Origin of the sequence: Corynebacterium camporealensis (assembly GCF_000980815.1) — a bacterium.
Taxonomy (GTDB): Bacteria; Actinomycetota; Actinomycetes; order Mycobacteriales; family Mycobacteriaceae; genus Corynebacterium; species Corynebacterium camporealense.
This window is the reverse complement of record NZ_CP011311.1, coordinates 1,032,190-1,055,764: the sequence shown is the minus strand read 5'-3', so window position 1 is coordinate 1,055,764 and position 23,575 is coordinate 1,032,190. Positions and strand designations below refer to the sequence as shown.

At 59.8% G+C, this 23,575-nt stretch carries 23 protein-coding genes; 4 read left to right on the top strand and 19 right to left on the bottom strand.

Annotated elements, in window-relative coordinates:
* Nucleotides 1-5: 5 nt before the first annotated feature.
* On the top strand, nucleotides 6-2,123 hold the full coding sequence (gene glgB / locus UL81_RS04960; RefSeq protein ID WP_035105621.1) for a 1,4-alpha-glucan branching protein GlgB: 2,118 nt from the start codon (nucleotides 6-8) through the stop codon (nucleotides 2,121-2,123).
* A gap of 52 nt (nucleotides 2,124-2,175) precedes the next feature.
* On the opposite strand, the gene UL81_RS04955 is transcribed toward glgB, so the two are convergent.
* The 19 genes from UL81_RS04955 to rho all read right to left on the bottom strand — a co-directional run bounded on the left by UL81_RS04955 (nucleotide 2,176) and on the right by rho (nucleotide 18,983).
* The gene (locus tag UL81_RS04955; RefSeq protein ID WP_035105623.1) at nucleotides 2,176-3,060 is read right to left on the bottom strand and encodes a tetratricopeptide repeat protein; all 885 of its coding nucleotides are present in this window, start codon (nucleotides 3,058-3,060) and stop codon (nucleotides 2,176-2,178) included.
* Nucleotides 3,061-3,375, bottom strand: coding sequence for a thiamine-binding protein (locus UL81_RS04950; RefSeq protein ID WP_035105624.1), 315 nt, complete (start codon nucleotides 3,373-3,375; stop codon nucleotides 3,061-3,063).
* Between the two features lie 10 nt (nucleotides 3,376-3,385).
* Nucleotides 3,386-3,670, bottom strand: coding sequence for a hypothetical protein (locus UL81_RS11645; protein ID WP_081961439.1), 285 nt, complete (start codon nucleotides 3,668-3,670; stop codon nucleotides 3,386-3,388).
* Nucleotides 3,670-4,362, bottom strand: a complete 693-nt coding sequence (gene nucS / locus UL81_RS04945; protein WP_035105625.1) for an endonuclease NucS — start codon at nucleotides 4,360-4,362, stop codon at nucleotides 3,670-3,672. The genes UL81_RS11645 and nucS overlap by 1 nt, the downstream gene beginning before the upstream one ends.
* 19 nt (nucleotides 4,363-4,381) lie before the next feature.
* Nucleotides 4,382-4,855, bottom strand: a complete 474-nt coding sequence (locus tag UL81_RS04940; RefSeq protein WP_035105626.1) for a DUF2550 domain-containing protein — start codon at nucleotides 4,853-4,855, stop codon at nucleotides 4,382-4,384.
* A 245-nt stretch (nucleotides 4,856-5,100) separates the two neighbouring features.
* A complete protein-coding gene (locus UL81_RS04935) occupies nucleotides 5,101-5,469 on the bottom strand; it encodes a F0F1 ATP synthase subunit epsilon (protein WP_035105628.1) in 369 nt (122 codons plus the stop codon).
* 10 nt (nucleotides 5,470-5,479) lie between these two features.
* Nucleotides 5,480-6,925, bottom strand: a complete 1,446-nt coding sequence (gene atpD, locus UL81_RS04930; RefSeq protein WP_035105630.1) for a F0F1 ATP synthase subunit beta — start codon at nucleotides 6,923-6,925, stop codon at nucleotides 5,480-5,482.
* Between the two features lie 3 nt (nucleotides 6,926-6,928).
* A complete protein-coding gene (locus tag UL81_RS04925) occupies nucleotides 6,929-7,915 on the bottom strand; it encodes a F0F1 ATP synthase subunit gamma (protein ID WP_046453334.1) in 987 nt (328 codons plus the stop codon).
* A 53-nt stretch (nucleotides 7,916-7,968) separates the two neighbouring features.
* Nucleotides 7,969-9,609 carry a F0F1 ATP synthase subunit alpha gene (atpA, locus tag UL81_RS04920; RefSeq protein WP_046453333.1) on the bottom strand — a complete coding sequence of 547 codons (1,641 nt, stop codon included), beginning with the start codon at nucleotides 9,607-9,609 and terminating at the stop codon, nucleotides 7,969-7,971.
* Between the two features lie 60 nt (nucleotides 9,610-9,669).
* Nucleotides 9,670-10,485: a F0F1 ATP synthase subunit delta gene (locus UL81_RS04915; RefSeq protein WP_035105632.1), complete on the bottom strand. Its 816-nt coding sequence runs from the start codon at nucleotides 10,483-10,485 to the stop codon at nucleotides 9,670-9,672.
* A gap of 6 nt (nucleotides 10,486-10,491) precedes the next feature.
* Entirely contained in the window at nucleotides 10,492-11,064 is a 573-nt protein-coding gene (locus UL81_RS04910; protein ID WP_035105633.1) for a F0F1 ATP synthase subunit B, read from the bottom strand.
* A 49-nt stretch (nucleotides 11,065-11,113) separates the two neighbouring features.
* A complete protein-coding gene (locus tag UL81_RS04905; protein ID WP_018295782.1) occupies nucleotides 11,114-11,353 on the bottom strand; it encodes an ATP synthase F0 subunit C in 240 nt (79 codons plus the stop codon).
* Between the two features lie 102 nt (nucleotides 11,354-11,455).
* Nucleotides 11,456-12,253, bottom strand: a complete 798-nt coding sequence (atpB, locus tag UL81_RS04900; protein WP_046453332.1) for a F0F1 ATP synthase subunit A — start codon at nucleotides 12,251-12,253, stop codon at nucleotides 11,456-11,458.
* A 454-nt stretch (nucleotides 12,254-12,707) separates the two neighbouring features.
* Nucleotides 12,708-13,133 (bottom strand): hypothetical protein, encoded by a 426-nt coding sequence (locus UL81_RS04895; protein ID WP_035105634.1) that lies wholly within the window; start codon nucleotides 13,131-13,133, stop codon nucleotides 12,708-12,710.
* A 16-nt stretch (nucleotides 13,134-13,149) separates the two neighbouring features.
* Nucleotides 13,150-14,325, bottom strand: coding sequence for an MraY family glycosyltransferase (locus UL81_RS04890; protein ID WP_035105636.1), 1,176 nt, complete (start codon nucleotides 14,323-14,325; stop codon nucleotides 13,150-13,152).
* 8 nt (nucleotides 14,326-14,333) lie between these two features.
* Nucleotides 14,334-15,002 (bottom strand): L-threonylcarbamoyladenylate synthase, encoded by a 669-nt coding sequence (locus UL81_RS04885; protein ID WP_035105637.1) that lies wholly within the window; start codon nucleotides 15,000-15,002, stop codon nucleotides 14,334-14,336.
* A gap of 37 nt (nucleotides 15,003-15,039) precedes the next feature.
* On the bottom strand, nucleotides 15,040-15,897 hold the full coding sequence (gene prmC, locus UL81_RS04880; protein ID WP_046453331.1) for a peptide chain release factor N(5)-glutamine methyltransferase: 858 nt from the start codon (nucleotides 15,895-15,897) through the stop codon (nucleotides 15,040-15,042).
* Nucleotides 15,898-15,906: 9 nt separating this feature from the next.
* Entirely contained in the window at nucleotides 15,907-16,983 is a 1,077-nt protein-coding gene (gene prfA / locus UL81_RS04875) for a peptide chain release factor 1 (protein WP_035105639.1), read from the bottom strand.
* Nucleotides 16,983-18,983, bottom strand: a complete 2,001-nt coding sequence (gene rho / locus UL81_RS04870; protein WP_046453330.1) for a transcription termination factor Rho — start codon at nucleotides 18,981-18,983, stop codon at nucleotides 16,983-16,985. Before rho ends, prfA begins: the two co-directional genes overlap by 1 nt.
* Nucleotides 18,984-19,326: 343 nt before the next feature.
* Here rho and UL81_RS04865 point away from each other — a divergent pair, with 343 nt between their 5' ends.
* Genes UL81_RS04865 through UL81_RS04855 form a run of 3 tightly spaced genes read left to right on the top strand, consistent with a single transcriptional unit; the run spans nucleotide 19,327 to nucleotide 23,572 of the window.
* The gene (locus UL81_RS04865; protein ID WP_035105641.1) at nucleotides 19,327-21,141 is read left to right on the top strand and encodes a long-chain fatty-acid--CoA ligase; all 1,815 of its coding nucleotides are present in this window, start codon (nucleotides 19,327-19,329) and stop codon (nucleotides 21,139-21,141) included.
* A gap of 54 nt (nucleotides 21,142-21,195) precedes the next feature.
* On the top strand, nucleotides 21,196-22,314 hold the full coding sequence (gene moaA, locus UL81_RS04860; protein WP_035105642.1) for a GTP 3',8-cyclase MoaA: 1,119 nt from the start codon (nucleotides 21,196-21,198) through the stop codon (nucleotides 22,312-22,314).
* 10 nt (nucleotides 22,315-22,324) lie between these two features.
* Nucleotides 22,325-23,572 (top strand): molybdopterin molybdotransferase MoeA, encoded by a 1,248-nt coding sequence (locus tag UL81_RS04855; protein ID WP_046453329.1) that lies wholly within the window; start codon nucleotides 22,325-22,327, stop codon nucleotides 23,570-23,572.
* Nucleotides 23,573-23,575: the final 3 nt, after the last annotated feature.

The following is a 23,575-nucleotide window of genomic DNA, read 5'->3' as shown; positions in this document are numbered from 1 at the left end:
TTCCGATGACTATCCCCGCTGCAGACCTTGCGCGACTGAATAACTGCCAACACCATGCCCCGCATGATTTCTATGGCTGGCACGACGGCGTGGTGCGCACCCGCCGCCCGAATGCGGAAGCAATCGAGGTCCGCACTGCCGATGCCACCATTCCGATGGAACCTGTGGGCGACGACATCTGGGAAGCCCCGCTTCCTGAGGAGCAGGACTACCGCCTGGCCATTACCTACCCGGGCCAGCCTGCCCGCGAGGTCGCTTGTGGCTACCACTTCCTGCCCACGCTGACGAGCTTCGACCAGCACCTCATTGGTGAAGGCCGCCACGAGCGCCTCTGGGAGGTCTTAGGTGCGCACGTGCGTCACTACGAGACGGATCTCGGCCCAGTTGATGGCGTGTCCTTTGCGGTGTGGGCGCCGAATGCCCGCGGTGTCGCTGTGGTGGGTCACTTCTGTGGTTGGAACCCAACCCAGTACCCGATGCGTTCGCTGGGCTCGACTGGTATCTGGGAAGTCTTCATCCCGGGCATTGGTGCTGGTGAGCAGTACAAGTTTGCGATTCAGACGGCGCACGGTCAGCGCATCGATAAGTCTGATCCCATGGCGCGCAAAACCTTGGCCCCGCCGGAGACTGCCTCGGTGGTCGTGGATGAAGACTACGAGTGGAATGACTCGGAGTGGATGGAAGCTCGCAATGAGGACCTCAATGTCCCGATGAGCATCTACGAGCTGCATGTCGGTTCCTGGAAGCAGGGTTCGAACTATGCCTCGCTGCGCGCGGAACTCATTGATTACCTGTTGGAGCACAACTTCACCCACGTGGAGTTCCTACCGGTGGCTGAGCACCCCTTCGGCGGGTCCTGGGGTTACCAGGTGTCTGGTTACTATGCTCCGTCGGCTCGCTGGGGAGACCCGGATGAGCTGCGCGCGCTTATCGATGACCTGCACAACGCCGGCATCGGCGTCATCGTCGACTGGGTGCCTGCCCACTTCCCGAAGGATGAGTTCGCGTTGGGTCGCTTTGATGGTTCAGCACTCTATGAGCACCCGGACTGGCGTCGCGGTGAACAGTCGGATTGGGGAACCTACGTCTTCGACTTTGGCCGCAATGAGGTCCGTAACTTCCTGGTGGCCAATGCGTTGTATTGGGCGGAGGAATTCCACATCGATGGTCTGCGCGTGGATGCCGTCGCCTCGATGCTGTATCTGGATTACTCGCGTGATGAGTGGCTGCCTAATCAGTACGGCGGTCGCGAGAACCTCGAGGCTGTCGCCTTCTTGCAGGAGACGAATGCGACGGTGCATCGCCACTTCCCTGGCCTGCTCACCATTGCTGAGGAATCTACCTCCTGGCCAGGGGTGACCGCACCGACTTCTGAGGGTGGTCTGGGCTTTAGCCTGAAGTGGAACATGGGCTGGATGAACGACACTTTGGAGTACTTCCAAAAGGATCCGATTTATCGCAGTCACCACCACGATGGTTTGACTTTCTCGCTGGTCTACGCATTCTCGGAGCGCTACGTGCTGCCCTTTAGCCACGACGAGGTCGTCCACGGCAAGGGTTCGCTGTGGACGCGCATTCCGGGCGATAACTGGAACAAGGCCGCCGGCCTGCGCTCGTTGTTTGGCTACATGTTCTCCCACCCGGGCAAGAAGTTGCTGTTTATGGGCCAGGAGTTCGGCCAGGAAACTGAGTGGGCGGAGGGCTTCTCCGTGGATTGGTCCAACCTGGAAGGTTGGGGCAGCGAATTCCACCACGGCATCAAGCGCCTAGTCCGCGACCTGAATACCGTCTACAAGGATCAGCCTGCCCTGTGGTCGCAGGACTTTACTGGTGAGGGCTTCCAGTGGACCAAGGCCGATGACTACAACAACAGCGTGCTGGGCTATGTGCGCTACGGCAGCAACGGTGAAACGCTACTGGCAGTGTGCAACTTCTCCGGCAATGCCATCGACAACTACCAGATGTGGGTGCCCAAGGACGGAAACTGGAAGATGGTCATCAACACCGATGACGCTGTCTACTGTGGCGCAGGCACCGACCTGCCGCAGCAGGTGACCTCACAGGACAACGCGATGCAGCTGCAGATGCCTGCGCACTCCGTTCAATGGTACGAGCTTGCCTAGCGCGCTCGTACCATCGAACGAATAAGAAAAGGGTGCGGCTTAGGCCGCACCCTTAGTAGAGAGCGCTGGCGAGGCGCGTGCGGGCGTCGAGCACGCGGGGGTCAGCGGCATCGTAAAGCTTAAATAGCTCCAACAGGCGGTCTTTGGCCGCCTGTTTGTCGTCTCCGGCATGGGTCTGGATGAAGTCCAGGAGACGATCGAAGGCCTTCTCGGGCGTGCCGGCTACGACTTCGGAGTCGGCGGCGACGAGTTGGGCGTTGACATCGTCAGGCGCGGCGTCTGCGGCACCCAATGGATCGGTGCCAGTGCCCTGCAGGCGACGCAACAACTGGACGGTATCGCGGGCCTGCTTGATTTCGGCGTTGTCCGGCTCGGAGGCGAGAATCTCGTCATAGGTGGCAGTGGCGGCATCGAAGTCGCCGCGGTTGAGCGCTTCTTCGGCAGCGAGCAGGCGCGGATCGGTAGGTTCTTCTTCCTCTTCCTGTGGCTGCTCAGAAGCGCCGGAAAGCTGAGGTCCAAGCTTTTGAGCCAACATGTCGGTCCACTGCTGCAGGGCCTCACGCGGCTGGGCGCCTTCAAAGTTGGTGACCGGCTGACCGGCGGCGAGGGCCACGGTGGTCGGCAGGTTCTTCACGCCGAAGACCTGGGCGATCTGTGGGGTCTTATCGGCATCGACGTAGCCGACGACGAACTTGCCGCCGCCCTGCTTGGCCAGGTCGGCGAAGTCCTTGCGCAGTTCCTCCGAGGCGCTGGAACGAGAGCTACCGATCAGTGCTACGACAGGGACCTCAGCAGAACGACGTACGAGGTCTTGTTCGAAGTTCTCCTCAGTAACGGTAAAGAAGGAAGCGCTGTCGGCGACTTCTTGCTGCGAGGTTTCTTTAAGCTGGCTTAGGTCAAAAGCACCGCCGGTAAATCCGGCATTAGGGTTCGTCATTTACTTCTCCTTGTCGGTGTTCAGACGGCGGTTGACGGCCTCTACTTTGTCGTGCAGCTGGCCGGTAACCCCTTCGCGGATATCGGCCTTAATCACCAGCGAGGTACGCGGCGATACTGCGCGCACGGCGTCGGTGGCCTTCTTGATGACGGAAAAGACCTCGTCCCACTCGCCTTCGATGAGCGTGAACATGGCGTTGGTCTCGTTCGGCAGGCCGGATTCGCGGACCACGCGCACGGCCTCGGAGACCGCCTCGGACATCTCTGCGTCCGGGGTCTCGACCACGACTGGGGCAACAGAAAATGCAACAATCATGGCCGCTATCCTACCTGCGTTCCCAGCAGTGGCGATGCCAGTGGCGGCGGTCATCGCCTTGGCCGGCGAAGTCCCGAGGCCAGGCCACGATGTGGGCAACGCCAGGCGGGATGTTTTGGTTACAGCCTGGGCAGATGTAGTACTTGGTGGCCCGGGAGGCACCGATATGCCGCATGATGAAAGGCTCACCGTTCGTCCAGCTAGGGCCAGGCACGGTTTGGGAGCCTAGGAAGGCGGCGCCATCGCGAGGCAGTGGCCTGGTCTCGGGGCGGATGCGTCGGTTGCGCCTAGGCATTAAAACAGCCGCAATTCGTTGGACTCGATGCCACGCAGTTCCTGGTAGTCCAGGATGACGCAGCGGATGCCGCGATCTTCGGCCAGGGTGCGAGCCTGCGGCTTGAGTTCCTGGGCGGCAATAACGCCTTGGACAGGTGCGAGGAGTTCGTCGCGGTTAAGCAGTTCCAGGTAGCGGGTGAGCTGTTCGACGCCATCGATGCCACCGCGGCGCTTGACCTCGACGGCGACATGCTTGCCGTCGGCGTCCTTGGCCATGATGTCTACTGGGCCAATGGCTGTGGGGTACTCGCGGCGCACCAGGGTGTAGTTTTCGCCGAGGGTGTCGATGTGCTCGGCGAGGAGTTCCTGGAGGTGGGCTTCGACGCCGTCTTTGACGAGTCCTGGGTCTTCGCCGAGATCAAAGCTGATGTCCTGGTGGATTTCGGCCAGGGTGATTCGCAGCTGTTCGCCCTTGGGGTTTTCGACTAGCCAGAGGGTTTCGCCGGTGTCTTCGCCGTCGATGTCTTCGATGGTGGATTCTTCAATCGTGCACGGCGGGGTCATCCAATTCAGGGGCTTGTAGGCGCGGTCGTCGGCATGCACCGAGACAGAGCCATCGGCTTTGACGAGGATGAGCCTATCGGCAAGTGGAAGGTGGGCGTCGAGGCGACCGACGTAATCTACTGAGCAACGAGCGATGACTAAGCGCATCCCTCTACCCTATAAGGTTCTATTCTGGTTTCGACGTGCGGGTGGCCCGTTGCTGCAGGCGCTTGAAATCGACCTTTTCTTGACGCCTCGAAGGCGCTGCTTCAATCCAAGCGCAGAATGCCATCATTCCGTGTTGGTCGGAGGCGATTTCGTATTCCTTGTCGCCAGTGCGGAAATGCACAACATCGCTGGCTTCGGACATAAAAGTAGCTTCGACATCGTCAATCTGGCGGGTGCCAAGAATCTCGATATCGAAGCGTGGGAACTTGAGGTCACAGGTTGGCCATACGGAGCGGAGCATAAAGTACTGAGCAGTCTCGCCCTTATAGCGCAGGATGCCGTGACGCCAGGAATGGCTGTCTTTCGCGGGCATCGGGCGCAGGAGCACTGTGGTGCCGCGAGAGCGCAGCGTGAAGAAGCGAAGCGCAGCAAGACACACACAAATCAGGACGAAGCCGGCCAGCAGCCAGCCAAGGATGCTCCAAATGCTCAAGGAAACCGCTCCATTCCCCAGGGTTGTTTAGATATAGCTGAGATTTTAATCCCTACAACCCTTGTAGTGTCAACAATTTCTGTGTGGTTTTCGACATCTTTTGCTCATGTGTAAAGGGCTCCAAAACGACGTGTGGCCCCTGGCCTTTCCACTGTGGGAAAGAACCAGGGGCCGCACGTTTGAGAGCGGAAGGGCGGAATTGCTGCCCTTGAATCTCCTCAGCCCGTAACTGAGTTGGAAGAAACCTAGCGCTCGGAACGACGCACGGCGCGGCGTGCAGCGTCAGCGCGGGACTTATCCTGATCGGAACCAGACTCAGCGTCTGCTTCCAATGCCTTGTCGTCGACCTCGTCGGACCACTGAGCCCACTCAGCCAAGACGGTGATCTTGTCCTGGGTTACGGAGAGGAACCCACCCTGGACGGCGGCAACCTTGCGGTCGCCGTCGACTGGATGGATGGTCACGACACCGTTTTCGGCCAGCTGGCCAACCATCGGCTCGTGTCCAGGAAGCACGCCGATCTCACCCTCGGTGGTCTCAGCCGTCACCATAGTGGCCTTACCGGTCCACAGCAGGCGCTCGACGGCAACCAGTTCGGCAGTGATTTCAGCCATGTGCCTCTCCCTACTTCTCGGTCATCTTCTTGTACGCAGCCTCGACGTCGTCCAGGCCACCCAGGCCGTTGAAGGCCTGCTCTGGGTAGTGGTCGAATTCGCCGTTGCAGATGCGCTCGAAGGCGTCGATGGTGTCTGCCAGCGGGACGTAGGAGCCCGGCAGGCCGGTGAACTTCTCAGCAACGAAGAAGTTCTGGCCCAGGAAGCGCTCGATACGACGTGCACGCTGCACGGTAACCTTGTCTTCCTCAGACAGCTCGTCCATACCCAGGATGGCGATGATGTCCTGCAGTTCCTTGTTCTTCTGCAGAATACCGATGACGCGCTGGGCAACTTCGTAGTGACGCTCGCCGACGATGCCTGGCTCGAGAATACGAGAGGTCGAGGTCAGCGGGTTCACTGCTGGGTAAATACCCTTCGAAGCAATGCCACGGTCAAGCTCGGTGGTTGCATCCAGGTGGGCGAAGGTGGTTGCCGGAGCCGGGTCGGTGTAGTCGTCGGCAGGCACGTAAACGGCCTGCAGCGAGGTAATCGACTTGCCCTTGGTCGAGGTAATGCGCTCCTGGAGCACACCCATCTCGTCGGCCAGGGTCGGCTGGTAACCCACTGCGGAAGGCATACGACCCAGCAGGGTCGAAACCTCAGAACCGGCCTGGGTGAAGCGGAAGATGTTGTCGATGAACAGCAGCACGTCCTGGTTCTGCACATCGCGGAAGTACTCCGCCATGGTCAGGCCGGACAGGGCCACGCGCATACGAACTCCCGGAGGCTCGTCCATCTGGCCGAACACGAGGGCGGTGTCCTGGAGAACGCCCATCTCTTCCATTTCCAGGAAGAGGTCGGTGCCCTCACGGGTACGCTCGCCGACGCCGGCGAAGACAGAGGTACCGGAAAACTCGCGTGCAATACGAGTAATCATCTCCTGGATAAGAACGGTCTTACCCACACCTGCGCCGCCGAAGAGGCCAATCTTGCCGCCCTTAACGTAAGGGGTCAGCAGGTCGATGACCTTAATGCCGGTCTCAAGGATCTCGGTCTTGCCCTCGAGCTGGTCGAATGCCGGCGGCTCGCGGTGGATGCCCCACTGCTCACCGTCGCGGCCCAGACCCGGCTCGTCCAGGCAGTCGCCCAGAGCGTTGAAGACGTGGCCCTTGACGACATCGCCAACGGGAACGGAAATCGGCTTGCCGGTGTCGGTTACCTCGGCGCCGCGGACAAGGCCGTCGGTCGGCGCCATGGAAACGGCACGGACAAGGTTGTCACCGAGGTGCTGAGCGACCTCGAGGGTGACAGTCTTTGCAACAGCCTCGAGGTCAACCTCGACGGTCAGTGCGTTATACAGTGCCGGCAGTCCGTCACGCGGGAATTCCACGTCGACGACCGGACCGATGACACGCACCACACGGCCGGCGACTGCCGACGACTGTGTGTTCTGCTCTTGCAGAGCTGAAGTCATAATCTAGTCACTTTCTGCGCTTTCGGCGAGCGCACCAGCGCCACCGACGATCTCTGTAATTTCCTGGGTAATCTGCGCCTGACGGGCCTGGTTGGCCACGCGCGACAGGTCCTTGACCAAGTCGGTTGCGTTGTCAGTTGCAGACTTCATTGCGGTACGGCGTGCAGCGGACTCGGAAGCAGAAGCCTCCAAGAACATAGCAAACAGGATACGGGAGACGTACTGCGGAAGCAGAGCTTCCAGCAGGGTGTCTGCATCCGGCTCGAAATCGAAGTCCGGTGCAACCTCAGTGGAGTTATCGTCCGACAGTGCGGACTCACCAAGGTGGTATTCCTCATCCTGAATAACTGGCTCCACCGGCAGCAGCTGCTGCGCACGTGCGGTCTGAGTCAGCATGGACTCAAACTCCGTGTAGACCACGTGAACCTGGTCGAAGCCGCGGATACCTTCGCCCTCGCCTTCGGTATGCAGGCCCTCGCGGGCTGGGGTGGTGCCGTTGGAACCGGCGATGAAGCCCTCAATCATGTGACGGCGGACATCGTGAGTTGCCTCCCAGGACGGATCCTGAGAGAAACCGGTCCAGCTACCCGCGACCTCGGCTTCACGGAACTTGTAGAAGCCGACGCCCTTGCTGCCCGTGACGTAACGGACAACCTCATAGCCTTCCTTCTTCAGCAGAGCTTCTAGAGAAGCTGCCTTCTTGAAGACGTTGTTGTTGTAGCCACCGCACATACCGCGGTCAGAGGTGACCACGAGAATCGCGGCAACACGCGAGTCCTCAGACTGACGCAGCATCGGGTGGTCTAGCGAGCTAGCCGCCGCGAGCTTGTTCATAACGTTGGACAACTCGTGTGCGTAAGGCTGAGAAGCCTCGACCCTGGCCTGCGCCTTGGTAATGCGCGAGGTAGCAATGAGCTCCTGTGCCTTGGTGATCTTCTTGGTCGAATTGACGGACCTGATGCGGTCGCGTAGTTCGCGAAGATTAGCCATGGTTTCGCTCCTCCCTTCTTCTATCTAGACGGTGTTTGTAGAGTGTGCGAACTCTAGTTGGCCGTCTTGCGGGAGACGTTGAGCTCGGTCTTCTGGACTTCGCTTTCGTCGAGCGGTTCAGCCGGAGCCTCAGAGCCAATGTTGTTGCCCTCGGAGGTACGGAAGCTCGGAGTGAAGTCCTTAGCGGCCGAAACAAGAGCGTCCTTGGACTCATCGGTCAAGGCGACGCCACCAGCAATCTGCTCGAAGACCTCAGGGGTGTTCGCGTTGAGGTGCTCATGCAGCTCAACCTCGAATCGACGGACATCTTCAACGGGAACGACGTCGAAGATTCCCTGGTCTGCGAGGAAGATGGAGACCATCTGGTACTCCACCGGCTGCGGCGAAGACTCAGACTGCTTCAGCAGCTCGACCAGGCGTGCACCACGGTCCAGCTGGGACTTGGACGCAGCGTCCAGGTCAGAAGCGAAGGCTGCGAAGGCCTGCAGGTCACGGTAGGAAGCCAGGTCCAGACGCAGGTTACCGGCGACCTTCTTCATACCCTTGGTTTGTGCAGCGCCACCCACACGGGAGACGGACACACCGACGTTAATTGCCGGACGGACGCCCTGGTTGAACAGGTCGGACTCCAGGAAGACCTGGCCGTCGGTAATAGAAATAACGTTGGTCGGGATGAAGGCAGAGACGTCGTTAGCCTTGGTCTCAATGATCGGCAGTGCGGTCATCGAGCCGGCGCCCATGTCATCGGAAAGCTTCGCTGCACGCTCCAGCAGACGGGAGTGCAGGTAGAAGACGTCACCCGGGTAAGCCTCGCGGCCCGGCGGACGACGCAGCAGCAGCGAGATGGCGCGGTAGGCCTCAGCCTGCTTGGTCAGATCATCGTAAATGATGAGGACGTGGTTGCCCTGGTACATCCAGTGCTGGCCCAGTGCTGCACCGGAGAACGGTGCCAGCCACTTGAAGCCTGCGGAATCGGATGCAGGTGCGGCAACGATGGTGGTGTAATCCAGCGCACCGTGCTCTTCGAGGGTGCGGCGAACACCAGCAATGGTGGAACCCTTCTGGCCAATCGCGACGTAGATGCAGCGTACCTGCTTGTTCTTATCGCCGGATTCCCAGTTCGCCTTCTGGTTCAAAATAGTGTCGATACAAACCGCGGTCTTACCGGTCTTACGGTCGCCAATGATCAGCTGACGCTGACCACGGCCGATCGGGGTCATTGCATCGATAGCCTTGATGCCGGTCTGCATCGGCTCTTCCACTGGCTGACGCTGCAGCACGGAAGGTGCCTGCAGCTCGAGGACGCGGTCCTCTTCGCCTTCAATCGGGCCCATGCCGTCAATCGGCTGGCCCAGTGGGTTGATAACGCGGCCGAGGAAGTCCTCGCCCACAGGGATAGAGAGAACCTCGCCGGTCCTCTTGACCTCGTCGCCCTCCTTGAGGGACTCGAAGTTACCCAGGACCACGACACCGATGGAGTTGGTGTCAAGGTTCTGTGCAACGCCAATCACGCCGCCTGGGAACTCGAGCAGCTCATTCGCCATAACGGATGGCAGGCCCGAAACCTGCGCAATACCGTCAGCTGCCGAAATGACCACGCCGACCTCCTCACGGGAGGCCTCCGCGGAGTAGCTCGAGGTGTAGTTCGCAATCGCGCTACGGATCTCATCGGAGGAGATCGTCAGCTCCGCCATGTTCTTCCTGCTCTCGGTAGTTTCTTCCAGCACTTACTTAAATCACTTCTGTCGTTTCGGCTAGGCCATCTGGGCACGCAGGCGTGCAATCTTGCCCGCAGTAGAACCGTCGATTACCTCATCGCCGACGCGGATGGTCATACCACCGAGGAGGCTGGTGTCAACCTCAGAATGGATGGACATCGCACGACCATAAATTTTGCCCAGCTTTTCGGCGAGTACTGCCTGCTGGCCTTCGTTTAACTCACCCGCGGTAGTTACGCGCGCAATGGTGCGGCCCTGCAGCTTCGCTGCGGAGTCTGCCAACGCGGCAACATCGTCGATCGGGTTATGCTCCGGGCGGCCGATGGCCTGAAGCGCCAGGGCCTCAGTAAACATCGTGACCTTGCCGTAGAGCACGTTTGCCAGCAATCCGCGCTTGTGTGCGGATGCAGCAGTACGGTCGGAAAGCAGCTGGGTAAGCTCACCCTCACGGTCAAGGATGCGGGATAGACGGAAGAGTTCGTCTTCCACCTGTCCCAGCTGACCCTGAGCCTCAGCACCGCGCAGCAGTGCGCGGCGGCCGAGCTGTACCAGGCCCTTGACCAGGTCACGCGGAGTAGACCAGTGTGCGGCTGCAGCTTCTTCCAAGACTGCCAAAGCAACCTCGGAAATCTGCTTGCCGAACAGGTCGTCCACTAAGGACTTGCGGGCCTGCTCCGGTGCACCGGTATCGGTGAGAGAAACTCGCAGTTCGCGGTCGCCGTCCAGAACGGTGACGACCTCGAAGAGGTCCAGGCCGGCCTGAGCGGCAGCGGCAACGTCGTTGCCACCAGCCAGCTTCTCATCCAGCTTGGTCTCTACGTGTGCGAGTGCTTCGCGGCTAGCTGCCTTCATAGTTGCCTACTTTCCGGCCGGTGCCACAGTGTCGAGCTCGGACAGGAAGCTATCAATCGTGGAGGACTGCTTGGTGGAGTTAGAAAGCTCGCCACCGAGCAGCTTCTCAGCCAGGTTGATGGAGTTCTGTCCGATGTCGGAACGCAGCTCGGTGATGACCTGAGCACGGGAAGCCTCCAGCTGCTTGTTGCCGTTTTCGACAATGCGCTTGGACTCTTCCTCGGCTGCGGCCTTCGCCTCAGACTCAATCTGCTTACCGCGCTCGCGAGCGGCTTCGCGGATTTCAGCGGCTTCCGCACGGGCGTCAGCAAGCTGTGCGTTGTACTTCTCAAGAGCGGCCTTCGCCTCAGCCTGCTGAGCCTCAGCGCGCTTGAGGCCACCCTCAATCCGGTCTTCGCGCTCCTGCAGCATCTTGTTGTATCGCGGAAGCACGAACTTCACGAATACGAACAGGATGAACAGGAACGGAATGAGAGACCAGACGATGTCGTATGCCTTGGGCAGAAGGATGGAGTTACCGCCTTCCAAAGGCAGCGTCTCCCCTCCCTCTGCAGCAAGGTAATAAATGACGTTGTTCATGGGTCTCCAGTCTTAAAAAGGTCGGTTTACTTTGTGTAAAGCGCTCTTATTAGAACAGGAAGCCTGCGACCAGGCCGATCAGGGCCAGGGCCTCAACGAAGGCGATACCCAGGAACATGGTGGTACGCAGCTGGCCAGCCATCTCCGGCTGACGTGCCATGCCCTCGACGGTCTTGCCGACGAGGATGCCGATGCCCAGGCCCGGGCCGATGGTGGCGATGCCGTAGCCGATGGCGCCGAGGCCGGTGATGGAGGACTCTGCTGCCTGAGCCAGGATGATCTCGTTCATGTGAAAGTCGTTCCCTTTCAATATTCTCCCGTGGTGGTCACCACGGGTCGGTGTGGTTTGATGTTTGGGTGTATTCAGTTGGCCGCGAGGTTCGCGTTGTTGTTAGTGCGAATCTGCGTGTAGCGATAGCTCGATGTACACCGACGTCAGCAGAGCAAAGATGTATGCCTGCAGGAAGATGATGATGATCTCGTATACCGTAAACAGAATCGCTGCTACGAGGGTCAGGCCACCAACTGCAGTCCAAGCGTTGAACTGGAAGACGAAGAAGTTCGTCGCCGAGAACAGAAGGACCAGAATGATGTGGCCGGCCAGGAAGTTCGCCATAAGACGAAGAGCCAGGGTGACCGGACGTAGGACGAACGTCGAGAAGAACTCAATCGGCACAACGAGCAAGTGCAAAGCCGGCGGCAGGTTAGGGATAACCACCGAGGACTTGATGAACTTGCCGAAGCCATAACGCTTGGAACCGGCGTAAATCATCGCGATGTACGCGGTCAGCGCCAGCACGATCGGCATACCGATACGTGCATTCGGGGAAATGTTCAGGGCCGGCACAATAGTCGTGACGTTCCAGAACAGCACTGCGAAGAAGATGGTCGCAATAACTGGAAGAAAGCGACGTCCCTCCTTCTTACCCAGAATGTCTTCTGCAATGTGGACGCGCACGAAATCAATCGCGTGCTCCGCGACGTTCTGAATTCCTTTCGGAACCAGCTTCGGGTTCCGGAAAGCAACAACAAAAAGGACCACAAGCACAACCGCCATCAACAGGCGGATGAGCATAATGCGGTCCAGTGCGAACCATCCGTTAGCGAAGTCGCTAAAGATCTGATGGCCGTAGTATTCACCCGGGAAAAATTCTGGATCCAGTTCGGGTACGTGGAACGTACCCTTCATGGCCAATGTTGTAACGCTCAGCGTTCTCTCCCGTGTTCGGGCCACACAGCTTGTTGAAGGCTATGTGGTGCGATGGACGTCTCAAACTCTCTGCCACGACAACGGACTCCGTCGCACATCAGCGAAGCCGTGGCAGGGATTCACCGTAACGGTGGAAGCTTGGCGCCTCCACGCGGTAACCCGAAGGGAATACTATCAGGTAAAAGTGCCTTTTTCGCCCTCGGGGGCGCGTCGATTGTTCACAAGTTCCACAAAGACGGCAAAACCTGTGTAAAAGGCCCGATTTCCTTGGAAAACCCCCGTGAGTGCAGTTGGTCACACCGGCGTGATTTTCCTCCAATTGGGGGTAGTTTTTCAGACCAATCGCGCACCTTCCCCACCCGTGTTATGAACCCCAAAACGGCCGCTGACCCCGAATCAAGAGGAAACGGGGTCAGCAACGGGGGCAAAGTACCTAGCTTACATAAGTTACGCGCGAAGTAATGACCGCCCAGACCTCGGCGGCCAGGGTCGTCAGTAGGGCGAGCACGACGGTAATAAACATCGCCAAGTTGTCGTAGAAGGTTAAATCGCGAATAAAAAGCAGCACGATAATCAACAACACGATCTTAAGCAGCCAGCCGCCGAGCACGACAGCCATGGTCGTCGACGGCGAGGTACCAGAAGTCAGCAGCACCGAGAGAGCGGTCAGCAGCACGAAGCCGCCACCGATGCCGGCACCAATTAGCACGGCCCAGATACCGGGCAGGTCACGCAGCCAGCCCCAGATCACCAAAGACAGCACCGTAATGACTGCTAGTGCCAGCGCACCAATGCGCACGGCTCTTTGGAGTGGGCGGCGCGGATCGTCGTATTCCGAAGGGCTTTGGGTAGTACTCACGGAAAATCACCCTACCTTAGGAGGGCTCAGTCTCCGATATCACTTGGACTTGGGGTCGCTTGCGGCCAATCTTGCCCTGACGCAGCGGGATGAGCGTGACGACGAAGGCCGCCAAGAACAACACCACCGTAAAGACGATGGCGGCAATGGGCGGGAAAATCGAAAAGGACACCGCACCAAAGGCCACAGCAGACACCCACAAGTAAAGCACCAGGACGGTGCGGCGGTGGGTATGGCCGAGTGAGAGTAAGCGGTGGTGGATATGCGCCTTGTCCGCAGAGAAGGGCGAACGGCCCTGGGATAGGCGGCGAACCACGGCCCAGACAAGGTCCAGGACTGGAATAAACACTGCAGCGGCCACCACGATGAAGGGCGACATCAGCGCGATGACATCCACTGTGCCGTACAGCGACATGTTGATCTTGCCGGAAGCTGAGGTCGACGCAGCCGCCAGAAGCAGGCCAATAAGCATCGACCCGGAGTCACCCATAAAGATGCGGGAGGGCTCAAAGTTGTGGGGCAGGAAGCCGGCACAGATACCGACCAGACCCGCCGCGATGATGGCCGGCGGGTAGGCGGCCACTGCCCCGCCCTGGTCGTGCAGGACGGTCAGCGAGAAAATCAGAATGGCACCGCCGGCGATAAGGCCCAGGCCGGCAGCGAGCCCATCGAGGCCATCAACGAAGTTCATTGCGTTAATCAGCAGCACCGTAATGAACGCAGTCAAGACTGTGCCCTGGAATTGGTCGAGAAGCACGGTGGTGCCATCGCCAATAGGGATGAAGAACAGCGTCCAAGTCAGGCCCAGACCACTCATGAGTACTGCAGCGAAGAGCTGGCCGAGCAGCTTCACGATGGCACCCATCTCCAGCAGGTCATCCACCACGCCAACTAGCACGATGGCGAGCGCTGCCCAGATAACGGCATTCATCTCTGGTGTTACGGGCATAAACCCGCGGGTCAATGCGGGCAGCTGCATGGCCAGGAAGATGGCACAGGCGAAGCCGGTGAACATCGCCACGCCGCCCATCTGCGGGGTGGGTTGGGAGTGGCTATCGCGCAAGCGAATCTCAGCCACGCGGCCTGTGCGAACCAGATAGGAACGCACCAGTCCGGTGGCTAAGTAAGTAAAAGCTGCGGCCACTAGGATGACGAGTCCTAGCTCGCGCAGCGGGACGCCTGCTCCGCTCACATATTCTCCTAATGCTGAGGACGGGTTCGCAGAGTCTCAGCTGATACGCCGAGTACTTCGCCGATGCGTTCGGCAGAAATAGCACCCTCGCGCAGCAGGTACGGGTGTGCCTGAGAGAGATCGATGATTGTGGAAGGCTTGCCGATAGCTGCTTCCCCACCATCTAAGTAAACCGTGACGGCTTTACCCAGCTGCTGTTTGGCAGCCAGAGCAGTCGTCGGAGGCTTCTGGCCAGAGATATTCGCACTCGAAACAGCCATGGGTCCGACCTCGCGGAGTAGCTCAATGGCAATCGGGTGCAGCGGCATGCGAAGCATCACCGTTCCGCGGGTATCGCCGAGGTTCCACGGCAGCGAAGGCGCCTGCGGAACGACGATGGACAGCCCACCTGGCCAGAAAGCCTCCACGAGAGTCTTGGTGCTATCCGGGTAGCTGGCCACCAGGCCGCGGACGGTATCCCACGAGCCGACGAGCACCGGCACCGGCATATCCGGGCCGCGCTGCTTGGTGGCAAGAAGGTTAGCGACAGCATCGTTGTCGAAGGCGTCGCAGCCCAGTCCGTAGAGGGTATCGGTAGGCATGACCACGAGACGGCCCGATTTGGCAGCTTTGACTGCAATCGCAAGGCCGTCTTCCCTTTGCTGGGCGTCGGCGCAGTTAAAAATCTTTCCCTGCATGTTTGAAGCTCCTGGCAGATATGTGAATGGTTATAGACTACCCGGCTGGGCTCTCGCTAACGCGGCGGGCGGTGACAAAGCGCGCCGTTCCGGTGAGATCCTTCAGCACTGCGATGTCAGCAAAGCCGCCGTGGTCGCGCAAGGCGTCCTGGACGAGTTCGGAGGTGGCATCGTCATGCTCGATGCCGACCAGGCCTCCAGGTTTCAGCAGACGTGCGATGGTGGGCACAAGCTTCACGATGACGCTCATCCCATCATCGCCACCAAACACAGCCTCGTGCGGGTCCTGGTAGACCTCCGGGTCAAGGTCATCGGTTTCGGGCACATAGGGCGGATTGGTGACCACCATGTCGATGCTGCCGTTGAGTTCAGCCAAGGTGGAGGCCGAGGTGGCATCGTCAAGCACTGCTTCTACCCTGCTGCCTGAGGTGTTGCGCTGGGTGTAGGTAAAGGCGGCATCGGAAAGCTCGACGGCCCAGACCTGCGCGGGCAGATAATGGGCGATGTAGAGCGCCAAAGCGCCGGTACCGGTGCACAAATCCACGATGCGAGGCGATGGGATGCCTTGCATCTGCCCCACGGCCCAATCAGCCAGCACCTCAGTTTCCGGGCGCGGAATAAAGACCCCAGGACCAACGGCAAGCTCAAGCGGGCCGAAGTAGGCCTCGCCAAGGATGTGCTGGAGGGGTTCGCGCTGGCTGCGGCGCTGAATGAGAGGATCACAGGCTAAGGCAAAGCCGGGCATGGGCTCTTCGCGCAGCGGAATGTCGAGGTGACCGCAATGCAGAAGGTGTGCCATGAGCACCCGGGCATCAAACTCGGGGCTGGGCACACCTGCTGCCTGCAGCTTTGCGATGGCTGCCTGCAGATAATCCTGATAGGTCTGGCTGCTCACCGGCTGGAGCTAGCCTTCCGACTCAAGGCGCTCGGCACGCTCCTGGGTCTGCAGGGCATCGATAAGATCCTGCATATCGCCGTTGAGCACCGCATCCAGGTTGTTGGCCTTGTAACCGATGCGGTGATCGGTGATCCGGTTTTCGGGCCAGTTGTAGGTGCGGATGCGCTCGGAACGGTCCATGGTGCGCACCTGGGAGGCTCGCTGCTCGCCGGCTTCTGCCTCGCGGGCGTCGCGCTCCATCTGGTCCAGGCGGGCCTGCAACACCTGCAGTGCACGGGCCTTGTTCTGGATCTGGGAACGCTCCTTCTGACAGGTCACTACCAGGCCGGTTGGCAGGTGGGTGATACGCACTGCCGAGTCGGTGGTGTTCACGCCCTGGCCGCCTTTACCGGAGGAACGGTAGACGTCGACGCGGATGTCCTTGTCATCGATCTGAACGGCTTCGACCTCGTCGGGTTCTGGGTAGACCAGCACACCTGCGGCAGAGGTCTGGATGCGGCCCTGGGACTCGGTGACCGGAACGCGCTGGACGCGATGAACGCCACCTTCGAACTTGAAGACAGACCAGGCACCATCACGGGACGGGGTCTTGGACTTGAAGGAAATGGACATATCCTTCACGCCACCCAGGTCAGACTCGTTCAGGCCGAGAACTTCCCAGGTAAAGCCGGTCTTATCGGCATAGCGCTCGTACATGCGCGCCAGCTCGCCTGCGAACAGGGCAGCTTCCTCGCCGCCGGCACCTGCCTTGATCTCCATGATGATATCTTCGGAGTCCTGCTCATCGCGCGGGGCAAGCAGGTCAGCCAGCTGTTCTTCAAGCTCGACAACGAGTGGCTCGAGGCGGTCGACCTCGGACTGGAACTCGTGGTCTTCGTAGGCCATCTCCTTGGCGTCCTCTAGGTCCGCCTTGGCCTGCTCCAGTTTTTCGTTGACCTGGATGATAGGACGCAGTTCGGCGTAGCGCTTCGACAGCTTGCGGAAGGCCGACTGATCGCCGGCGACCTCCGGGTCACCCATCTGCATTTCGATGCCCTGGTACTCCGAAACAATGTCGTCGACCAGGGAAACCTGGCTAGCCATTACTGGTAATCCTCCTCGTCCTTATCCGCCGCCATCGGCGCCGAGGATGCCACCTGCATCAGGAATTCGCCATTGGAGCGGGTCTTCTTCAGCTGCTTAATCAGCAGGTCAATCGCCTGGTGGGAATCCAGTGCCGACAGGATGCGACGCAGCTTAGTCATGATGCGTGCTTCTTCCGGAACCAGCAGCAGCTCATCCTTACGGGTACCGGACGGGTTGACGTCGACGGCCGGGAAGACGCGGCGTTCGGAAATGCCGCGGTCCAGTTTCAGCTCGGCGTTGCCGGTGCCCTTGAACTCCTCGAAAATCACGGTGTCGCCGGTCGAGCCGGTCTCCACCATGGCGGTCGCGATGATGGTCAGCGAGCCGCCATTTTCGATGTTGCGGGCTGCACCCAGGAAGCGCTTCGGCGGGTACAGCGCGTTGGAGTCCACACCACCGGACAGGATTCGGCCGGATGCCGGGGAGGAGTTGTTGTACGCACGGCCCAGACGGGTAATGGAGTCCAGCAGGACGACAACGTCCTTGCCCTGCTCCACCAGGCGCTTGGCACGCTCAATGGCCAACTCTGCGACAGCGGTGTGCTCTGACGGCGGGCGGTCGAAAGTGGAAGCAATCACTTCACCCTTGACGGAGCGCTGCATGTCGGTGACTTCCTCCGGGCGCTCGTCGACGAGGACGACCATGAGGTAGCACTCCGGGTTGTTTGCGGAAATCGCATTTGCGATGTTCTGCAAAATGGTGGTCTTACCAGCCTTCGGCGGGGAGACAATCAGCGCACGCTGGCCCTTACCAATCGGCATAATCAGGTCGATGACACGCGTGGTGAGAATCTTCGGATCCGTTTCCAAGCGCAGACGCTGATTCGGGTACAGCGGAGTCAGCTTGGAGAACTGCGGACGGTCACGGGTCTCTGCCGGCTCCATGCCGTTAACGGTGTCCACGCGGACCAGCTGGTTGTACTTACGACGGTTACGACCATTGCCGTGGGTATGGGTCGGACCTGCGACCTTGACCTGGCCAATAATCGCATCACCGGAGCGCAGGCCTAGGCTGCGGACCAGCTTGTTGTTGACAAAGACATCGGAGCTAGCCGCACGGTAACCGGTGGTGCGCAGGAACGCGACGTTGTTGTCGACAACCTCGAGGATGCCTGCCACTGCCTGCAGCTCATCGCCCTCGCGAATCTGCAGGTCATTGTGGTTACCACCATTGTCATTGCCACGACCACGACGGTTACGGCGCCCACGACGACCCCGGCGTCCACCGCGCTCATCATTGTCATTGTCATCCCGACGGTTATCGCGACCCTTACGGTTGTTATCGCGATTGCCACGGTCGTTCTTATTACCGCGGTCGTTGCGGTCATTGCGATCGTCACGGTTGCCACGATCATCATTCTGACCGTCATTGTTGCCGCCGTTACCGCCGTGGTTGTTGTCGTTTTTCTCGTTGTTGTCGTGGGAGTTATCCGAACCGCCCTGGTTCTCGCGCTCCTGACGGCGAGCACGGTTACGACGAGCACGACGTGCCTGGGAACGGGACTCGTAGCGCGGTCCGTCCTGGTTGTTGTCGTCGTTGTTGTTATCAGACTTATCGGACTGCTTGGACTGGTTGTCCTGATCCTGCTTCTTGCGAGAATCCTTGTCGGACTTGTCCTTCTGGCCGTCGCGGTTCTTGTTATCGTCGCGGTTCTGCTCTTGAGCAGAACCACCCTTGGACTTGGCAGGGCCGGAGGACTTGCGCACGCGGCGTGGCTTGTCCTGCTTGGCCGACTTGTTGTCCCCCTGGTCGTCGGCAGGCTTGTTTTCTGCCTTTGCGACAGCCTTGGCGGCCTTGGCAGCGCGCGGTGGTACTTCGCCAGTCTTGATGGCGGTAATCAGATCGCCTTTACGCAATCCGGAGACTCCGCGTAGGCCCTTCTCGGCAGCCATTTTGCGCAGTTCTGGCAGTCGCAGGGAGGAGAGATCCTGTGCTGCGTTCTGGTCCGTTTCGCTCACGGATGTCCTTTCGTCGCTTTGACAGCTTGACCAGTCTCCGGCGGTACATCGCGTACGCGGGAGGAATGAAAGCTGGAAGCCATTGTGTAATTTGTGGTCACACCGCCCTTTATCCGAGCAACCTCGGCGGGCAGTTTAAGTATGAAAAAGACCCTCTCCCTAGTTTTGGGGTGAAACCGTTTTCACGCCGCCAGCGGGAGGGAAAGCTTTCGAAGAACGACTGCGAGCTTTAAAAGTTAAAAGCGCTCGTTACACGTAGGAAATGTGACTATTCCTACCAGTCGCCAACAAGTATAGCGCATAGCGTCTTCACACCTGCAGCGACGTGGCTAAAGTAGGTTGCATGCTTTCCACAATGCAGGACATCCCCCTGTCAGTCTCACGCATCCTGGAATACGGAGCCAGTGTGCACGGACAAACCAAGGTCACCACCTGGCATGGCGAAAACAACGCGCAAGACACCCCACCGGCTGAAGAAGCTACCTTCGCCGATATTGGCGCACGTGCCGCAGCATTCGCACATGCGCTGCACAACGACTTGGGTGTGGATTCTGACCAGCGCGTGGGCTCTTTCATGTGGAATTGCGCTGAGCACCTCGAGGTTATGTTTGCTGCGTCCTGCAAGGGTGCAGTCTTTACTCCGCTGAATAAGCAGCTGATGAATGACCAGATTCGGCACATCGTGAACCACGCTGAGATTGAAGTCATCGTCGCCGATCCCCGTCTGGCACAGCAGCTGGGCAAGGTACTCGCCGGTGTGGAATGCGTGCGCGCGGTCGTCTTTACCGGCACCGGACATGTCTCCCACTTGTCCTCCTACTTCCCACGTGGGGTTGAGGTCTACTCCTATGAGCAGCTTCTCGACGGCAAGTCGACGGTCTACAACTGGCCGGTTCTCGACGAGAACACCGCTGCCGCGCTCTGCTACTCCACCGGCACTACGGGCGCGCCGAAGGGCGTGGTCTATTCGCATCGCTCCATCTACTTGGAAGCAATGCACTTGCGCGCCTCGGATTCACTGGCCGTGACGCACGGTGAGACTTTCCTGTGCTGCATTCCGATTTATCACGTGCTCAGCTGGGGCGTTCCCTTTGCGGCATTCATGACGGGCACCCCGCTGGTGCTTCCCGATGCCGACGTTTCCGCACCCACGCTTGCCAAGGCGATTGCGGCGACCTCCCCACGTGTTGCCCACGGCGTGCCAACCATTTGGATCCAGCTGTTCGTCCACTACCTCAACTCCCCGCCAGAGCGCATGACGCTCACCGAAATCTTCGCGGGTGGCTCCCCTGTCCCACCGCAGCTGATACGTCTGTGGGAGGAACGCTACGGCGTCGATGTCGTCCACGTTTGGGGTATGGCGGAAACTTCTACTGTCGGCACGGTTGCCCGCCCACCACAGGGTGCATCTGGCGATGCCCGCTGGGCCTACCGCATTTCCCAGGGCCGCTTCCCTGCCTCGCTGCAATACCGCGTGGTCAACGACGGCCAAGTGGTCAACAGTTCTGACCGCAACGCTGGTGAAATTCAAGTTCGCGGCAACCTGGTCACCGGTGCCTACTACGATTCCCCGAATGCCCACGAGGGCGGTTCGGCCTCCGAATTCCGTGGCAAAGCTGTCGAAGCAGCCGAATCTAAGTTCACCGCAGACGGCTGGCTGCGCACCGGCGATGTCGGTTCGGTGACCGAGGACGGCTACCTGACTGTCTCCGACCGTGCCCGCGACGTTATTCGTTCCGGTGGCGAGTGGATTTACTCCGTGCAGCTGGAAAACCTCATCATGGCGGATGAGCTTGTGGTCGAAGCTGCCGTTATCGGTTACCCGGATAAGCAGTGGGTGGAACGCCCACTGGCCGTTACGGTGCTGCGTGCGGGCGTGAGCCCAACTATCGATACCGCTGAGCAAATCCGCGATGGCATGCGCAAAGAGCTACCTGCCTGGATGCTGCCGGAGTACTGGACCTTTGTGAAGTCCATTGATAAAACCTCTGTCGGTAAGTTCGACAAGAAGGACTTGCGCTCCCACTTGGCCGAGGGCGAGTACAACATCATCCGACTTAAAGGCCCAGGTGAATCCCAGCGTGAGGACTACGCCGCGTCGCTGCGTGACGACGACGCTGACGATGCCACCGCCGCGAGCCAAGGCATCGAGCATTAATTTCTACGGGTGTAGTTAGCTTTAATGAACTGTGCCCTTTAAGGTGGAGGGCACATGTTGACAGATTCTCAATCCGGCGGCCAGATGACTTTGGGCCTGCCCAGCGTCCCCGGCTCTGCCAGCCCGGCTTCTGACCTGCCCGCAGCAGCTGCTGATGGCAGTCGTCAGCTCATCGATCGCTACGGCCGCGTGGCCCGCGATCTGCGTGTCTCGCTGACCGATCGCTGCAACCTGCGCTGTACCTACTGCATGCCGGCTGAAGGTCTGGACTGGATGCCTACCGAGCAGACCTTGAGTGATGATGAGGTCAACCGGCTGATTCGCATTGCCGTCGATAAGCTCGGCATCCGCCAGGTGCGTTTCACCGGCGGCGAGCCACTGCTGCGCAAGTCTTTGGAAGAGATCATCGCCACGACCAAGGCACTGCGTACCGATGAGGGCAACTCCCCCACCGTGGCACTGACCACCAACGGCCTGGGCTTGGAAAAGCGTGCCGCAAATCTTGCCGATGCCGGCCTCGACCGCGTCAATATCTCCCTCGATACCATCGACCCGGAGCGCTACCTCAAGCTGACGCGCCGTGACCGCCTGCACCACGTGCTCGAAGCCATTGGCGCTGCAGCCGAAGCAGGCCTGTCCCCGGTGAAAATCAACGCCGTGGTCATGCCAGGGGTCAACGAAGAAGACATCCCCACCCTGGCCGATTATGCGCTCCACCAGGGCGCACAGCTGCGCTTTATCGAGCAGATGCCGCTGGGCCCACGCGAGCAGTGGCGCCGCGAGGACATGGTGACTGCCGATGACATCCTGGCCCGTCTGCGCGAGGACATCGAACTCACTCCAGCGCGTGCCCCGCGTGGTTCGGCCCCGGCGGCACTCTGGGATGCCGTTGCTGCCGATGGCACTCGCGGCCAGATTGGCATCATTGCTTCAGTCACGCACCCGTTCTGTGGTGACTGCGACCGCACCCGTCTGACCACTGACGGCGCTATCCGCAACTGCCTGTTTGGCAATTCGGAGACCCCACTACGTGACCTCATGCGCGATGGCGCCAGCGACGATGAGCTCGCCACCGCATGGGCGGGTGAGATGTGGCGCAAGAAGCCTGGCCATGGCATTGACGATGAAGGCTTCTTGCAGCCAGATCGTCCGATGTCTGCAATCGGTGGCTAAACTCGGGACAATGCGCAGTATCTCCGAGCATTTCGATGCCGTCATGGCTTATGCAAGCCCTGTTCTGACTCCAGGTTCTCCTGAGACCACCCCGGTTGACCAGGGGCTTATCGGCACAGTGCTCGCCGCCGATATCACTGCAACTCTTCCGGTGCCACCGTGGGATAACTCCGCCATGGATGGCTTCATCCTCCACCGCGCTGACCTACAGGACACCCCATTTACTCTCCCGGTTTCTGGTGACGTCGCTGCCGGGGATACCCCACAGGACCTACCCGCTGGCACGGCCCTGCGGATTATGACAGGTGCGACCGTTCCGGCTGAAGGCGACCTCCTCGTTGTCCCTGTCGAAGACACCAACATCAAACCGGGGCCACAAGAGCTACCCGATACTGTCACCATCAACCGCACTACCGAGCGCGCCCATATCCGTCGCGCCGGTGAAAACGTACAACCTGGCGATATCGTCGCCCACGAAGGCACCCGCGTTGATGCTGCCGTCCTAGCTTCGCTGATTTCCGCCGGTGTCACAGACGTCACCACCCACCGTCCGGTCCTCGTTGGCTTGGTGTCTTCTGGTGATGAGCTCGTCGATAGCAACGAGCTTCAGCCTGGTCAGCTACCTAACTCCAATGGCCCGATGCTCGAAGCCTTAGTGTGCGCAACCTGCCCCGGTGCCGTGGTCACTCATAAGCATTGTGCGGATTCCCCGGAGGAGGTCCGCCGCACCTTCAAGCAGCTTGCTGCTAACCATGAGCTCATCATTACCTCCGGTGGTGTTTCTGCTGGTGCCTACGATGCTGTTCGTGCCGTGCTCACTGAGAATGCCCAGCAGAACGAGTCCGACACGGCCTGGTTTGAGCATGTGGCACAAAAGCCCGGCGCGCCCCAGGGCTTGTCGACATTCCAAGACCGTCCGGTCTTTAGCCTGCCTGGCAATCCAGTAGCAGCTTTTATGTCCTTTCACCTCTACCTCGCACCGCTGTTGCGTGCGAAGGCGGGACTCCCGGCTGCCCCAAATCCATGGGCGCGCCCGCAGCTGCAGGCAGTAGCTGCCGATGACTTCCCCGACCCGCGCGATCGTACTGGATTAGTGCCAGTCTCACTGGACTACAGCTCTTACCCGCCAAAGGCGGTGCCTTTTGCGCGCAGGTTGGGCAGTCACTTGGTGACCTCGCTGGCGGGCACTGAAGGCTTTGCCGCTTATGACGAACCCGTTGCAGCTGGGGATAGCGTCAACGTTTATTACTACTTTTAAAGG